The following is a 14,385-nucleotide window of genomic DNA, read 5'->3' on the forward strand; positions in this document are numbered from 1 at the left end:
GGAGGACTGAGGCACCGGTGCTGTACTGGCTCATGAAGTGGGTATTCATCGGACCGCTGCTCAAGACGCTGTGGCCGACCAAGGTCGTCGGCGCGGAGAACATCCCCGAGAGCGGCGGCGCGATCCTCGCCGGCAACCACCTGGCGGTCGCGGACTCGTTCTTCATGCCGCTGCGGGTCAAGCGCAAGGTGACCTTCCCGGCCAAGTCCGAGTACTTCACCGAGCCGGGCCTGAAGGGCCTGCTCAAGAAGTGGTTCTTCACCGGCGTCGGCCAGTTCCCGATCGACCGCTCCGGCGGCAACGCGGCGCAGGCCGCCCTCGACACCGCGACCCGGCTGGTCAAGGCCGGACACCTGCTCGGCATCTACCCCGAGGGCACGCGCTCCCCGGACGGCCGCCTCTACAAGGGCAAGACCGGCGTCGCCCGGATCGCCCTGGAGTCCGGCGGCGTCGTGGTGCCGGTCGCGATGATCGGCACGGACAAGGTCAACCCGATCGGCTCGAAGATGTGGTGGCCGCGCCGCCTCGAAATCCGCTTCGGCAAGCCGCTGGACTTCTCGCGCTACGAGGGCCTCGCGGGCGACCGCTTCATCGAGCGGTCGATCACCGACGAGATCATGTACGCGCTGATGGAGCTCTCCGGCCAGGAGTACGTCGACATCTACGCGGCCAAGGCCAAGGAACTGCTGGCCGCCGAAGCCGCCGGGGTGAAGCCCAAGGTGCCCGCCCAGCCGTCCTCACGGGACGCCGCACGGGTGCCCGAATCCAAGGTCGGCTGACCCACTACTGTTCACCAGTGCGTTTTTTCTACGACACCGAATTCATCGAAGACGGCGTGACCATCGACCTGGTGTCCATCGGTGTCGTTGACGAGCGCGGCCGCGAGTTCTACGCGGTGTCGACCGAGTTCGACCCCTCGAAGGCGGGCCCGTGGGTCCGGGACAACGTCCTGGACAAGCTGCCTTCGCCCGCCGACAAGGCGTGGCGGAGCCGCGAGAAGATCCGTGCCGACCTGCTGGAGTTCTTCGGCAAGCCGCCGGGCGGCATCGAGCTGTGGGCCTGGTTCGCCGCCTACGACCACGTGGCGCTGGCCCAGCTGTGGGGCCCGATGCCGGCGCTGCCGCGCCAGCTGCCGCGGTTCACCCGCGACCTGCGCCAGCGGTGGGAGGACGCGGGGAAGCCGAAGCTGCCGTCGGCCCCCACCGACCAGCACGACGCGTTGGCGGACGCGAAACACAACCTGGCGCGCTGGGAAGTCATCGACGAGTACTTCCACCGCCGCTGACGCTCACCCCACCGGGGTGACGACCGTGCGGCGGACGTGGCTGAAGATCACCGACGTCCGGACGTCGACGATCTCCTTGCGCTGGGTCAGCCGGTCGAGGACGAACCCGCTCAGGTGGTCGTTGTCGGCGACCGCGATGTGCAGCAGGAAGTCGTCGCTGCCGGACATCACGAACACCGACAGCACCTCCGGCAGCCCCGCCACGAACGCGCGGAAGGATTCGATCACCGCGCGGTCGGGCGGGCGCAGCCGCACCGCGACCATCGCCTGCACCGGCCGGCCGATCTTCTTCAGGTCGACTTCGACGTGGTGCCCGCGCACGATCCCGCGCCGGGTCAGCTCCCGCACGCGTTCGAGGCACGTCGACTGCGCGATGTGCAGCTTGCGGGCCAGCTCCTTGTTGGTCTGCTTGGCGTCCTCCTGCAGCAAGGTCAGCAACGCCGAATCCAGTTCGTCCATCTGGCCTGTCTTCTCCCCGTGCTGATGTGAAGTTCGGCGTTCTTTGCCAGTTGCCGAATCTAACACGCTGGTTCTCGGGCGCTGTCCGTTCGTTGCTTAACCTCGCGCCATGATCACAGAAACGCGTGGCCTCTCGGTGGCCGCCGTCCTGGCCGCCGCGCTGATCTGGAGCAGCTCGTTCGCGGTCACCAAGGTGGTGCTGGCGGAGGTCCCGCCGATGACCCTCGGCGCGCTCCGGTTCGTCCTGGCGGCGGCCGTCCTCGGCGTGGCGGCTCGCCGGTTTCCGCGGCCGCCGCTTCGCGACCGGCTGTCCATGGGCTTCGCGGGCCTGCTCGGGATCACGGCGTACTTCGCGCTGGAGAACGCGGGCGTCGACCTCGCGACGGCGTCGGACGCGACGCTGATCGTCGCCGCTTACCCGATCATCACGCTGGTGCTGTCCGGCCGCGCGGCGTTCTCCCCGGTCCGGCTGGCGGGCATGCTGCTGGCGTTGGCCGGGGTTTGGCTGGTGGTACGGGAGCAGAGCGGCGGTCACCGGCTGTGGGGTGATCTGCTGCTGGTCGCGGGTGGCTTCGCGTGGGCGGCGTACAACCTGGTGGTGCGGCGGGACAGGTCGGGTGCGTCGCCGATCGTGGTGACCTACTACCAGACGCTGGCGGGCGCGGGTGGATTCGTTCTGCTGTCGCTGACGGAGACTCCACGGTGGAGCGTGCCGTCCGGCGGAACCCTGGTGCGGATCGGTTTTCTCGCGGTGTTCTGTTCGGTGGCGGCGTTCCTGCTGTACAACCACGGGCTGCGCGGGCTGGAGCCGAGTGTCGCGGTGAACCTGCTCAACGTGGTTCCGGTGGCGGGGCTCGGGTGGGCGGTGCTCCTGGCGGGGGAGAGCTTGACGGGCTCGCAGCTGTTCGGTGGGGCGGTGGTGCTCGCGGGAGTTTTCCTCGGCAGCGTGCGCCGGCGGACGTTATGAAAGGGTCGTTCATGACGTCGGGCGACCTGAACGAGTCGTTCAGGACATCGCCGACCGGCAGCTCACCGGCGGACGCGTCGCGAATGACTCATTCGGGACCTCTGGTGCCCCCGATGAGTCATTCGCGACAGCACGCGTGCCGCCACCTCGGCCGCCGGCAGCGTCCCCCGGCCCGCTTCGGGTCCGAAAACTGTCGGTGGTCCCCGGTAACGTAAAAACCGGGGGACCCCCAGGCCGGGGACCTCTCAGCGGCGCGCGCGGACCGCGGCGGCCAGCTCGTCCAGCAGCGGGGCCGTGTCGTCCCACGCCAAGCACGCGTCGGTGATCGACTGGCCGTACGTCAGCTGCTCCGGGTGCCCCAGCGAAAGGTCCTGCCGGCCCGCCGCCAGGAAGCTCTCCATCATCAGGCCGGTGATGCGCTCACCGTCGCCGATCCGCGCGGCCAGCTCGCGGACCACCGCGGCCTGCCGCACGTGGTCCTTACCGCTGTTGCCGTGCGAAGCGTCGATGATCACCCGCTCCGGCAGGCCCGACTTCGCCAGCCGCGAAAGCGTTTCCGCCACCGTCGCCGCGTCGTAGTTCGGGCCGCCGTTGTGGCCGCGCAGGATCACGTGGCAGTCCGGGTTGCCCGCCGTCGTCAGCAGGGCCGCCAGCCCGTCGGTGTTGATGCCCGGGAACACGTGGCTCGCCGCGGCCGCGCGGGTCGCGTCGACCGCCACCTGGACGTCGCCCTCGGTCGAGTTCTTGATGCCCACCGGCATCGACAGCGCGCTGCACAGCTGGCGGTGCACCTGGCTCGCCGCCGTGCGCGCGCCGATCGAGCCCCACGTCACGATGTCGGCGATGAACTGCGGGGTGATCGGGTCGAGGAATTCGCAGCCGACCGGCAGGCCCAGCTCGGAGACGTCGAGCAGCAGCTTGCGCGCCATCCGCAGGCCCTTGTTGACCGCGAACGTGCCGTCGAGGTCCGGGTCGTTGATCAGGCCCTTCCAGCCCAGCGTGGTGCGCGGCTTCTCGAAGTACACGCGCATCACGATGTGCAGGTCGTCGCGCAGTTCGTCGGCCTTCGCGGCCAGCCGGCGGGCGTAGTCGAGCGCGGCTTCCGGGTCGTGCACCGAGCACGGGCCGACGACCACGAGCAGCCGGTCGTCCCGGCCGTCGAGGATGTCGACCGTCTCGGAACGGCCCTGCCGCACCACTTTGGCGACGGCGGCTCCGGCGGGATGGTCTTCGCGCAGCAGCGCGGGCGAAATGAGCGGACTGATCGACGTCGTGCGGGCGGCGTCGAGGTCACCGATGGCGGCGGGTCCGGCGGAGAGTGTCATCGCGGGGGGTCCTTCCTGGTGGACACCGACCCGCGGGGGGACCCTCGCCGAGCCGGTTCGGAAATCCGGCTCGGGGGTGGGAGTCAGCGCAGGTTCACGCCGCCGTGCCCACCCGGGGCCGGCTTCGTAAACCAGAAATAGCGCTGCACGGCGCCAAGGTAGCACACCCCGGAGCCGGACCGATTCGGCAGGTGGTCCGGGCTGCACCGATCAAGACGCGAGCCGCTACTCTGGCGAGCGACGAACTGTGACTGTCATCTCCAGAGAACAGACGGAGGCTTCTCATGCGTGTCGGTGTGCTGACCGGCGGCGGCGACTGCCCGGGGCTCAACGCGGTGATCCGCGGCGTGGTGCGTAAGGGCATCGAGGTGCACGGCTGGGACTTCGTGGGCTTCCGCAACGGCTGGAACGGCCCGCTCACCGGGGACAGCCGCCCGCTCGGCCTCAACGACGTCGAGGACATCCTGACCCGCGGCGGCACCATCCTGCGGTCGTCGCGCACCAACCCGTACAAGGTGGACGGCGGGGTCGACAAGATCAAGCAGGTCCTGGCCGACCAGGGCGTCGACGCGCTGATCGCGATCGGCGGCGAGGACACCCTCGGCGTCGCGAAGCGGCTCACCGACGACGGCATCGGCGTCGTGGGCGTGCCCAAGACGATCGACAACGACCTCGGCGCCACCGACTACACCTTCGGCTTCGACACCGCGGTCTCCATCGCGACCGAGGCGATCGACCGGCTGCACACCACGGCCGAGTCGCACCACCGCGCGCTGGTCGTCGAGGTCATGGGCCGCCACGCCGGCTGGATCGCGCTGCACTCCGGCCTGGCCGGCGGCGCGAGCGTCATCCTGGTGCCGGAGAAGCACTTCAACGTCGACCAGGTCGTCTCCTACGTCGAGAGCCGCTTCGAGAAGGAGTACGCGCCGATCATCGTCGTCGCGGAGGGCGCGCTGCCCGAGGGCGGCGAGGAGAAGCTGCTGACCGGCGAGAAGGACGCCTTCGGGCACGTCCGCCTCGGCGGCATCGGCACCTGGCTGGCCGACGAGATCGCCCACCGCACCGGCAAGGAGTCCCGCGCGGTGGTCCTGGGCCACGTCCAGCGCGGCGGCACCCCGACGGCGTACGACCGCGTCCTGGCGACCCGCTTCGGCCTGCACGCGGTCGACGCGGTGGCCGACGGCGACTTCGGCGTGATGGTCGCCCTGAAGGGCACGGACATCGTCCGCGTGAAGCTGTCCGAGGCGACGGCCGAGCTGAAGACGGTCCCGGAAGAGCGCTACCAGGAAGCCGAAGTCTTCTTCGGCTGAGTCATCCCGCCCCACCGCGGTCGGCGTCAGATCCGGGCGAGTGAGTCCAGGACGCCGACCGCGGCGGCGATGTCGTCGGTCAGCGGCCGGTCGTCGACGCTCTCGTCCAGCACGGATGCCGCTGTGTCGTAGGCGTCGCGCACCGGCAGGTCCACCAGGTCGGCGTCGCGCATCCGCAGGGCCCGGACCGCCGCCACCAGCTCGCACGCCAGCACCTGCTGGTACGCCGAGCAGGCCGCCGTCGCCGCGCGGGCCGCCTGCGTCGAGAAGCTCGCGTGGTCCTCGATCCCGCGCGAAACCACGGCTGTGCCCAGGGTCGCCGGGAGCGCCGCCTGCCGCAGCTCCGTCAGCGCGTCGTGCGCCACGTACTCCAGGATCATCACACCCGAACTGCCCGACGGGCCTGCCGCGAGGAACGGCCGCAGCCCGGTGAACTCCGGCTCGACGAGGTCGCCGAGCCGCGCCACCGACAGCTCCGCCACCTGGTGCACGGTCGCGCGGGCCTGGTCCAGCGCCGTCGACACGTACGCGGTGTGGAAGTGCGCGTGGTGGTAGGCGTCGCCGTGGACGGTCGAGATCATCGGGTTTTCGGTGCTGGCGTTGATCTCCACCGCGAGGACGTCCCGCAGGTAGTGGATCGCGTCCAGCGCCGGGCCCTGCACCTGCGGGAACGCCCGCAGCCCGAACGGGTCCTGGATCCGCCGGCCCGGCTTCGGCGTCTGGTGCATGCCCAGCAGCCGCCGCATTTCCGCGGCGCACGCGACCTGCCCGGCGTGCGGACGCGCTTCGTGCACCGGCGTCGCGTACGCCTCGGGGTTGCCGTCGAGCGCGACGTACGTCAGCGCCGCGATGGCGTGGCTCGCGCGCGTCAGCGTGTCCAGCCGCATCGCCGCGAGGGTCGCTTCGGCGAGCGTCGCGGCGTTGCTGCTCATGAACGCCAGCGCGTCACCCGCGTGCACCGGCACCGGCGGGACGTTCCCGCCGACCCAGGCGCGTTCCCCGGTGAGCGCCAGCGCCGTCTCGGCCAGCGGCGCGAGGTCGCCGGTGCCGATCGCGCCGAGCCGGTGCACCAGCGGCAACGCGCCGGTGCGCACGGCCTCGGCCAGCGCGCCGATCAGCTCGGGACTGATCCCCGAACGCCCGGCGAGGAGCTGGTTGAGGCGGATCAGCATCATCGCGCGCACCTGCCCGGGCGGCATCTCGTCGCCGCTGCCGCCCGCGTGGCTGCGCAACAGCCGCAGGCCGTGCTCGCGCGAGCTTTCGACGGTGTCGTCCTTGTTGGCCCCGACGCCGGTCGTCCGGCCGTAGACCACCCGCCGCGTGCTCAGGTCCTCGGCGAGCTTCCACGCGTGCTCGGCGGCCCGCAGCGCGGCGATCGAGACGTCGATACCCAGCGGCCCGTCGGTGCGCGCCGCGGTCACGACGTCGGCGCACCTGAGGGTCCGGCCGTCCACCCGGATCAAGGGCAGCCTCCTTTCCGGCTGCCCCTCACTATGCGGCTAGGACGCGGGCGGCTGCCAGGGGGGCATCGGCCAGTCCCAGCGCGGGACGGGTTCGTGCGGGTTCGGCTCGGCGCCGGGCGCGGAGAAGACGACGGCCAGCCGGCTGCCCCACTCGAGGTAGCCGGCGAACGCGGCGCGGAACTCGGGGTCGGCGGGCAGGCCGGCCTCGTCGGCGGCGTCGAGCAGCAGGGTCACCCACCGGCGGCGCTGCTCTTCGGTGATGCCGCGCCCGAGGTGGCGCCCGACCATGTGGGCGTGGCCGCCGTGGCTCGCGGAGTACTCGGCCGGTCCGCCGAAGACCTCGCCGAGCCACACGGCGACGTGCTTCGGGTGCTCCGGGTCCATGCCGCGGAAGACGGGTTCGAGCAGCGGATCTTCCAGGACGTGGCCGTAGAAGATCGTCAGCAGCCTCACGAGCGCTTCGCGGCCGCCGGCCCAGTCGTGGAGGGTGGGGGTTTCTGGCACGATCACCCGCTCAGGCAACCAGTGGTTTTCCGGGCGGGCAACCACGTACTTTCCGGTGCGTAGGAGCGACATGAAGCGGTACCACTGCGCGACGGAGCTGGCGGTCGACCTGATCGGCGGCAAGTGGAAGCCGGTGATCCTGGCGCACCTGAAGGAGGGCGCGCACCGCTACGGCGAACTCCGGCGGCGCGTGCCGGGGGTGAGCGAGAAGATGCTGACCCAGCAGCTGCGCGAGCTGGCGGCGGACGGGATCGTCCGCCGCGTGGAGTTCGACGGCCGGGTGCCGCACGTGGAGTACCACCTGACGGAGGTGGGGGAGGAGCTCCGCCCGGCGCTGCAGGCGCTGTACGAGTGGGGCGAGCGCCGGGCCGCGGACCGCGGGATCGCCTTCGAGCCGGCGCCGTCGGACTAGGTCGTCCCGCTCAGCGGGGATCGGTTTCGTCCAGCCGGCGTTCCAGCGCGTCGAGCCGGTCCGACCAGAAGGCGCGGTAGGGCGCCAGCCACGCGTCCACTTCGGCCAGCGGCTCCGGCCGCAGCGCGTAGCACCTTCGCTGGGCCGCCACCCGCACCGTCACCAGCCCGGCCTCGCGCAGTACCCGCAGGTGCTTGGACACCGCGGGCTGGCTGAGGGACAGCTCGTCGACCAGCTCGCCGACCGACCGCTCGCCGGCGCGGAGCAGGTCCAGGATCGTGCGGCGGCGGGGCTCGGCGAGCACTTCGAACGTCTGCATCACCCCCGAAATGTGCTCCGCCGGGCATATTCCTGTCAAGGAATGCACGGGCCGACCACCGGGCTGCTTGGTCTGAACCATTGACCTAGTGGTCTAGTCCACTTACGGTGGTGTGGTCCCCACCACTCCGGCACCGTCGCCGTGAGTAATTCTCCGGAGGGAGAACGCATGTCCCGTTTCCGCAGGAAGAGCTTCTCGGCACTGTTGACCGTGGCGGCCGCCGCGGGCCTCGTCGCGGGCGCCGCGACCGTCCCGGTGGCCACCGCCGCCACCGAGACCGCGCAGGCCTCGGTCGGCAAGGTGGTCGGCTACTTCACCGAGTGGGGTGTCTACGACCGCAACTACCACGTCAAGAACATCGAGACGTCGGGTTCGGCGAGCAAGCTGACCCACATCAACTACGCCTTCGGCAACGTGACGAACGGCGGCTGCGCGATCGGCGACGCCTACGCCGACTACCAGAAGACCTACGACGCGGCGGGCAGCGTGGACGGCGTCGCCGACACCTGGGACCAGCCCCTCGCCGGCAGCTTCAACCAGCTCAAGAAGCTCAAGGCGAAGCACCCCGGGCTGAAGGTGCTCTGGTCGTTCGGCGGCTGGACCTGGTCGGGCGGCTTCGGGCAGGCCGCGCAGAACCCGACGGCGTTCGCGAACTCCTGCTACAACCTCGTCAACGACCCGCGCTGGGCCGGCGTCTTCGACGGCATCGACATCGACTGGGAGTACCCCAACGCCTGCGGTCTCTCCTGTGACACCAGCGGCGCGGCGGCGTACAAGAACCTGATGGGCGCGCTGCGGGCCAAGTTCGGCTCGAAGCTCGTCACCTCGGCGATCACCGCCGACGGCACGAGCGGCGGCAAGATCGACGCGGCCGACTACGGCGGCGCGGCGCAGTACGTCGACTGGTACAACGTGATGACCTACGACTACTTCGGCGCGTGGGCCGCGCAGGGCCCGACGGCTCCGCACTCGCCGCTGACGTCGTACAACGGCATCCCGACCGCCGGCTTCTACTCCGACGCGGCCATCCAGAAGCTGAAGAGCAAGGGTGTCCCGGCGGGCAAGCTGTTGCTGGGCATCGGGTTCTACGGCCGCGGCTGGACCGGCGTCACGCAGAGCACCCCGGGCGGCACCGCGACCGGCCCGGCGCCGGGCAAGTACGAGCAGGGCATCGAGGACTACAAGGTGCTCAAGACGTCCTGCCCGTCGACCGGCACGGTCGCCGGCACGGCGTACGCCAAGTGCGGCAGCAACTGGTGGAGCTACGACACCCCGTCGACGATCGCGGGCAAGGTCTCCTACGCGAAGACGCAGGGCCTCGGCGGCGCGATGTTCTGGGAGCTGTCCGGCGACACCACGAACGGCGAGCTGATCACGGCCGTCGCGAAGTAGCGTTCGGCGGGGGCACCGGCAGAACTTGTCGGTGCCCCCGTTTACTGTCCTGGGCGTGAAGTTCAGCGGATTCGGCGAGTACGCCGTCGACTTCTACGACGGTCTCGTGGAGGACAACTCGAAGCCCTACTGGGACGACCACGTCGAGACCTACAAGTCCGACGTCCGCGCCCCGATGGAGGCGCTGCTCGCCGAGCTCGCGCCGGAGTTCTCCGACGGCTTCGGCGAGCCCAAGGTGTTCCGCCCCTACCGCGACGTCCGGTTCGCCAAGGACAAGACGCCGTACAAGACCCACTGTGGGGCGGTCATCGAGCAGGGCCGCGGCGGCGGTGCCTACTACGTCGAGGTCGGTCCCGAGGGGCTGCGCGTCGGCGGGGGCTGCTTCCACCTGGCGTCCGACCAGATCGCGCGGTTCCGCAAGGCCGTCGACACCGAGCTGCACGGCGAAGCGCTCGAGAAGATCCTGAAGAAGCTCGAGAAGGCCGGCTGGGAGATCCGCGGCGACCGGCTGAAGTCGAAGCCCCGCGGGTTCGACGCCGAGCACCCGCGCCTGGACCTGCTGCGTTACCGCTCGGTGTACGCGGTCCGCGCCTGGGAGCCGGACGACGTCCTGCACGAGCGGGGTGCGCTGGAGCGGGTGAAGAAGGCGTGGCGGCAGGTGCGCGAGTTCAACGAGTGGGCCCGCGACCGGGTCGGGCCGAGCGAGCTGCCGCGCCGCTAACCACGCGGGTGAGCGACGCCCAGCGCCGGCCCTCGCCTGGTCGCGCAGGTCCCGCCGGTGCGCCCCCGCGCCGACCGGCTTGTCGGCCGACCCCGCGCGGCCGCGCCCACCCGCCCCGCCTCGTCAACCCCAAGCGCGGCAACCCAGGAGACGACCCCTGGACCGGACCGGTTTCTGAACAGTTTTTCTGAACTTTTCGGGATCGGTACAGACGAACGCGCGAAGAGGGACTACGCTGTGCGAACGTGAGCCGACGCGCGAAGATCGTTTGTACCATGGGCCCCGCCACCGCTACGCCGGAGAAGATGCGGGCCCTCGTCGACGCTGGCATGGACGTGGCCAGGATGAACTTCAGCCACGGCAGCCACGGCGACCACAAGGAGGTCTACGACCTCATCCGGGCTGCGGCCGCCGAGAGCGGCCGGGCGGTCGGCGTCCTCGCCGACCTGCAGGGCCCGAAGATCCGCCTCGGCACCTTCGCCGGCGGGCCGGTCGAGTGGCACACCGGCGATGTCGTCCGGATCACCGTCGAGGACGTCGCCGGCACCCACGACCGCGTCTCGACCACCTACAAGGGCCTGGCGAAGGACGCCAAGCCCGGCGACCGCCTGCTCGTCGACGACGGCAAGGTCGGCCTGGTGGTCAAGGGTGTCGAGGGCCAGGACGTGGTCTGCGAGGTGACCGAGGGCGGTCCCGTCAGCAACAACAAGGGCGTCTCGCTGCCCGGCATGGACGTCTCCGTGCCGGCGCTGTCCGAGAAGGACATCGAGGACCTCGAGTTCGCCCTCGAGCTGGGCGTGGACTTCGTCGCCCTGTCCTTCGTCCGCTCGCCCGCCGACATCGACCTGGTCCACCAGGTGATGGACCGGGTCGGCAAGGGACGCCTGCCGGTCGTCGCCAAGATCGAGAAGCCCGAAGCCGTCTACAACCTCGAAGCCATCGTGCTGGCCTTCGACGCGGTGATGGTCGCCCGCGGCGACCTCGGCGTCGAGCTGCCGCTGGAGCAGGTCCCGCTGGTGCAGAAGCGCGCCATCCAGATCTGCCGCGAGAACGCGAAGCCGGTCATCGTCGCGACGCAGATGCTCGAGTCGATGATCAACAACTCCCGGCCGACCCGCGCCGAGGCCTCCGACGTCGCGAACGCGGTCCTCGACGGCACCGACGCGGTCATGCTCTCCGGCGAGACCAGTGTCGGCCGGTACCCGATCGAGACCGTGCAGACCATGGCCCGGATCGTCGAGGCGGTCGAGACCGACTCGCCGATCGTGCCGCCGCTGACGCACGTCCCGCGCACCAAGCGCGGCGTGATCTCCTACGCCGCCCGCGACATCGGCGAGCGGCTCAACGCCAAGGCGCTGGTCGCCTTCACGCAGTCCGGCGACACCGTGCGCCGCCTGGCGCGGCTGCACACGCGGCTGCCGCTGCTGGCGTTCACGCCGGAAGACTGCGTGCGCAGCCAGCTGTCGATGACGTGGGGCACCAACACCCACATCGTGCCGCGCGTGGAGTCCACCGACCAGATGATCCAGCAGGTCGACCACGCCATGCTCGACATGGGCAAGTACCAGAAGGGCGACCTGGTCGTCATCGTCGCCGGCTCCCCGCCGGGCACCGTGGGCTCGACCAACCTGATCCACGTGCACCGCCTCGGTGAAGACGACCACGCATAAGGGACGTCCCGCCCCCGCAGCACATAAGGTCTGGCCATGACTGAAATGGCCAGGACGGCCGCCACCGAACTGGAGATCCCGGGTGGCGGCCAGCCGGTGCTGGACCGCCTGATCGCGCTGCTGGACCTCGAGAAGATCGAGGAGAACATCTTCCGCGGCGTCTCGCCCGCCCACTCGCCGGTGCGCGTGTTCGGCGGGCAGGTCGCCGGCCAAGCGCTGGTCGCGGCCGGGCGGACGGTCCCCGACGAACGCCGCGTCCATTCGCTGCACGCGTACTTCATCCGCGGCGGCGACCCCAGCGTGCCGATCATCTACGAGGTCGACCGCATCCGGGACGGCCGGTCGTTCACCACCCGCCGGGTCGTCGCGATCCAGCACGGCAAGGCGATCTTCTCGCTGTCGGCGTCGTTCCAGAAGGACGAACCGGGCATCGAGCACGCCGAGACCATGCCGGCAGGCGTGCCCGCGCCCGAGACGCTGCCGACGCTGATGGAACGCGCCGAGGGCTACGCGATCGGCGCGCACAGCCGGCCGCGGCCGATCGACCTGCGCTACGTCAACGAACCGCCGTGGGTCACCCGCGAAACCGGGGAGCTGCCCGCGCGCAACCAGGTCTGGATGCGCGCCGACGGGAAGCTGCCCGACCAGCAGCTGCTGCACGTCTGCGTGCTGACCTACGCCTCGGACATGACGCTGCTGGACTCGGTGCTCGCGCGCCACGGCGTCTACTGGGACACCGACAAGGTGCTCGGCGCGAGCCTCGACCACGCGCTCTGGTTCCACCGGCCCTTCCGCGCCGACGAATGGTTCCTCTACGACAGCGTCTCGCCGACGGCCTCGGGCGCGCGGGGACTGGCCACGGGCCGGTTCTTCGCCGAGGACGGCACGCTCATCGCGACGGTCGTCCAAGAAGGACTCCTGCGCGTCCTCTGACGCCGGTCGGGAAATCACCCTTACGGGCGACAAATGGGCGGAATAATCATTCTGCCAATAGGGCGTCGACACACGGAAGAGGTCCGGGGCCGATCGGGGGACGGCCCCGGCCCTCTTCCGTCGATGACCGTGCGGCGCGCCGCCCGATCTTCGTCTACGCTGATCACAGGCTCAGCGAGGGTCTGGGGGAGAAGCCCGCCGCGCCCTGGCCGCGTCCTGTCGTCGCGCAGGGTGTGAGCATACAGAAGCATTTTGCAAATTGCAGATTCGACACGAGACCGGGTCGGGTAATCGGAGCCGTGCGATTACTCGACCGTTCATGTTGGATACTGGCAGCAAGCGAACGGCTACGACGCCGTCGACATCCCGGAGGTGCGCCATGGCAAGGGGACAGAGCCCCACGGTTCGCCGCCGGAGGCTCGCGGGCGAGCTGCGCAGGCTGCGCGAAGCCGCGGACCTGACGATCGACGAAGTCGGCGAAAAGCTCGAGTGCTCGGCCTCGAAGATCAGCCGCATCGAGACCGGCCACGTCGGGGTCACCCCGCGTGACGCCCGCGACATGCTGGCCCTCTACGGGATCACCGGCGACGAGCAGGAGGCGCTCGTCCAGCTGGCCCGGGAGGCCCGCAAGCGCGGCTGGTGGCACGCCTACAACGAGGTCTTCACCGGCACGTTCGTCGGGCTCGAGGCCGACGCCAGTTCGCTGCGCGCGTTCCAGGCGCTGCTGGTGCCCGGGCTGCTGCAGACCGAGCGCTACGCCCGCGCGGTGATCCGGGCGCTGCGGCCGGACGCCGAGGACGCCGAGATCCGCCGCCGCGTCGCCGCCCGGATGGCCCGCCAGGAGCTGCTCTCGGACACCCCGCCGCCGGAGTACTGGGCGGTGATGGACGAAGCCGTGCTGCGCCGGGTCGTCGACGGTCCCGAGGTGATGGCCGAGCAGCTCTACCGCATGGTCGCGGTCGCCGAGAAGCCGAACGTGACCATCCAGGTCGTGCCGTTCGGGGCCGGCGCGCACCCGGGCATGGAAGGTCCCTTCCTGATCATGGGGTTCCCCGAGCAGGCCGACCCGGACGTCGTCTACGTCGACGACAGCACGTCCAGCGGCCTCTACCTGGAGGAACCCACAGACGTCCGGCGCTACGGGCTGATGTTCGACCATCTGCGCGCGGCCGCACTGAAGCCGGACGACTCGGTGGACCTGATCGCCGAGGCGGCCGGGCGGTTCGCCGAACAGGCGGCCGTACCGGCTCCGGTGCACCAACTGGAACCGAGGACACAGTAAGGAGTGGGGACGATGGAAGACGAATTCTCCGGGGCGCGGTGGCGCAAGAGCAGCCACAGCGGCGGCGGCAACGACTGCGTCGAGGTCGCGTTCGTCGACGGTGGGGCCGCGCTGCGCGACTCGAAGGACCCCGAAGGTGGTGCGTTCCGCCTGCCCGCGTCGGGTTGGCGGGGGCTGCTGGCCGCGGTGCGGCCCGGCGGCCCGGCGCACGACTGAGGCGCTTGGAAGACCCCTTACCCCCGCCGAGCTGGGCTCGACCGGGAGTAAGGGGTCTTTTCGCGCGTAGGGCTGCGTGATCACCCGATGCCTGAGGTGCCCCCTCAGGACGAACCTGAGTGCTACC

At 70.4% G+C, this 14,385-nt stretch carries 16 protein-coding genes; 11 read left to right on the forward strand and 5 right to left on the reverse strand.

Annotation, left to right across the window (positions count from 1 at the left end; genetic code table 11):
- Positions 1–17: 17 nt before the first annotated feature.
- Both BLV96_RS31020 and BLV96_RS31025 read left to right on the forward strand, forming a co-directional pair.
- Positions 18–779 carry a lysophospholipid acyltransferase family protein gene (locus BLV96_RS31020; RefSeq protein WP_086678760.1) on the forward strand — a complete coding sequence of 254 codons (762 nt, stop codon included), beginning with the start codon at positions 18–20 and terminating at the stop codon, positions 777–779.
- Between the two features lie 17 nt (positions 780–796).
- Positions 797–1,285, forward strand: coding sequence for a polyadenylate-specific 3'-exoribonuclease AS (locus BLV96_RS31025; protein ID WP_086678761.1), 489 nt, complete (start codon positions 797–799; stop codon positions 1,283–1,285).
- A gap of 3 nt (positions 1,286–1,288) precedes the next feature.
- Here BLV96_RS31025 and BLV96_RS31030 read toward each other — a convergent pair whose 3' ends face one another.
- Positions 1,289–1,744 carry an Lrp/AsnC family transcriptional regulator gene (locus BLV96_RS31030; protein ID WP_086678762.1) on the reverse strand — a complete coding sequence of 152 codons (456 nt, stop codon included), beginning with the start codon at positions 1,742–1,744 and terminating at the stop codon, positions 1,289–1,291.
- A gap of 109 nt (positions 1,745–1,853) precedes the next feature.
- Here BLV96_RS31030 and BLV96_RS31035 point away from each other — a divergent pair, with 109 nt between their 5' ends.
- Positions 1,854–2,711: a DMT family transporter gene (locus BLV96_RS31035; protein WP_086678763.1), complete on the forward strand. Its 858-nt coding sequence runs from the start codon at positions 1,854–1,856 to the stop codon at positions 2,709–2,711.
- Between the two features lie 245 nt (positions 2,712–2,956).
- Here BLV96_RS31035 and BLV96_RS31040 read toward each other — a convergent pair whose 3' ends face one another.
- Entirely contained in the window at positions 2,957–4,036 is a 1,080-nt protein-coding gene (locus tag BLV96_RS31040) for a 3-deoxy-7-phosphoheptulonate synthase (protein ID WP_086678764.1), read from the reverse strand.
- A gap of 284 nt (positions 4,037–4,320) precedes the next feature.
- On the opposite strand from BLV96_RS31040, the gene BLV96_RS31045 reads away from it, so the two are divergent.
- Positions 4,321–5,346 carry a 6-phosphofructokinase gene (locus tag BLV96_RS31045; protein ID WP_086678765.1) on the forward strand — a complete coding sequence of 342 codons (1,026 nt, stop codon included), beginning with the start codon at positions 4,321–4,323 and terminating at the stop codon, positions 5,344–5,346.
- Positions 5,347–5,372: 26 nt separating this feature from the next.
- Here BLV96_RS31045 and BLV96_RS31050 read toward each other — a convergent pair whose 3' ends face one another.
- Positions 5,373–6,809, reverse strand: coding sequence for an aromatic amino acid ammonia-lyase (locus BLV96_RS31050; protein WP_086678766.1), 1,437 nt, complete (start codon positions 6,807–6,809; stop codon positions 5,373–5,375).
- A 36-nt stretch (positions 6,810–6,845) separates the two neighbouring features.
- Positions 6,846–7,319, reverse strand: a complete 474-nt coding sequence (locus tag BLV96_RS31055; RefSeq protein ID WP_086678767.1) for a group II truncated hemoglobin — start codon at positions 7,317–7,319, stop codon at positions 6,846–6,848.
- Between the two features lie 64 nt (positions 7,320–7,383).
- Between BLV96_RS31055 and BLV96_RS31060 the strand changes: the two genes are divergently transcribed.
- On the forward strand, positions 7,384–7,725 hold the full coding sequence (locus BLV96_RS31060; protein ID WP_086678768.1) for a winged helix-turn-helix transcriptional regulator: 342 nt from the start codon (positions 7,384–7,386) through the stop codon (positions 7,723–7,725).
- A gap of 10 nt (positions 7,726–7,735) precedes the next feature.
- Here the strand turns inward: BLV96_RS31060 and BLV96_RS31065 are convergent, their stop codons facing one another.
- Positions 7,736–8,044 (reverse strand): ArsR/SmtB family transcription factor, encoded by a 309-nt coding sequence (locus BLV96_RS31065; protein WP_208608368.1) that lies wholly within the window; start codon positions 8,042–8,044, stop codon positions 7,736–7,738.
- Between the two features lie 168 nt (positions 8,045–8,212).
- Between BLV96_RS31065 and BLV96_RS31070 the strand changes: the two genes are divergently transcribed.
- From BLV96_RS31070 to BLV96_RS31095, 6 genes are all read left to right on the forward strand, one after another.
- Positions 8,213–9,436 carry a glycoside hydrolase family 18 protein gene (locus BLV96_RS31070; protein ID WP_086678770.1) on the forward strand — a complete coding sequence of 408 codons (1,224 nt, stop codon included), beginning with the start codon at positions 8,213–8,215 and terminating at the stop codon, positions 9,434–9,436.
- Positions 9,437–9,491: 55 nt separating this feature from the next.
- Positions 9,492–10,157, forward strand: coding sequence for a DUF2461 domain-containing protein (locus tag BLV96_RS31075; RefSeq protein ID WP_086678771.1), 666 nt, complete (start codon positions 9,492–9,494; stop codon positions 10,155–10,157).
- A 245-nt stretch (positions 10,158–10,402) separates the two neighbouring features.
- Positions 10,403–11,827, forward strand: a complete 1,425-nt coding sequence (gene pyk, locus BLV96_RS31080; RefSeq protein WP_086678772.1) for a pyruvate kinase — start codon at positions 10,403–10,405, stop codon at positions 11,825–11,827.
- Between the two features lie 36 nt (positions 11,828–11,863).
- Positions 11,864–12,760 (forward strand): acyl-CoA thioesterase II, encoded by an 897-nt coding sequence (tesB, locus tag BLV96_RS31085; protein ID WP_086678773.1) that lies wholly within the window; start codon positions 11,864–11,866, stop codon positions 12,758–12,760.
- A gap of 379 nt (positions 12,761–13,139) precedes the next feature.
- Positions 13,140–14,042 (forward strand): helix-turn-helix domain-containing protein, encoded by a 903-nt coding sequence (locus BLV96_RS31090; protein WP_086678774.1) that lies wholly within the window; start codon positions 13,140–13,142, stop codon positions 14,040–14,042.
- A gap of 12 nt (positions 14,043–14,054) precedes the next feature.
- Complete coding sequence (locus tag BLV96_RS31095; RefSeq protein ID WP_086678775.1) at positions 14,055–14,258, forward strand: DUF397 domain-containing protein; 204 nt, start codon at positions 14,055–14,057, stop codon at positions 14,256–14,258.
- The last annotated feature ends 127 nt before the right edge of the window (positions 14,259–14,385 follow it).

Source organism: Amycolatopsis pretoriensis (genome assembly GCF_900107925.1).
GTDB lineage: Bacteria > Actinomycetota > Actinomycetes > Mycobacteriales > Pseudonocardiaceae > Amycolatopsis > Amycolatopsis pretoriensis.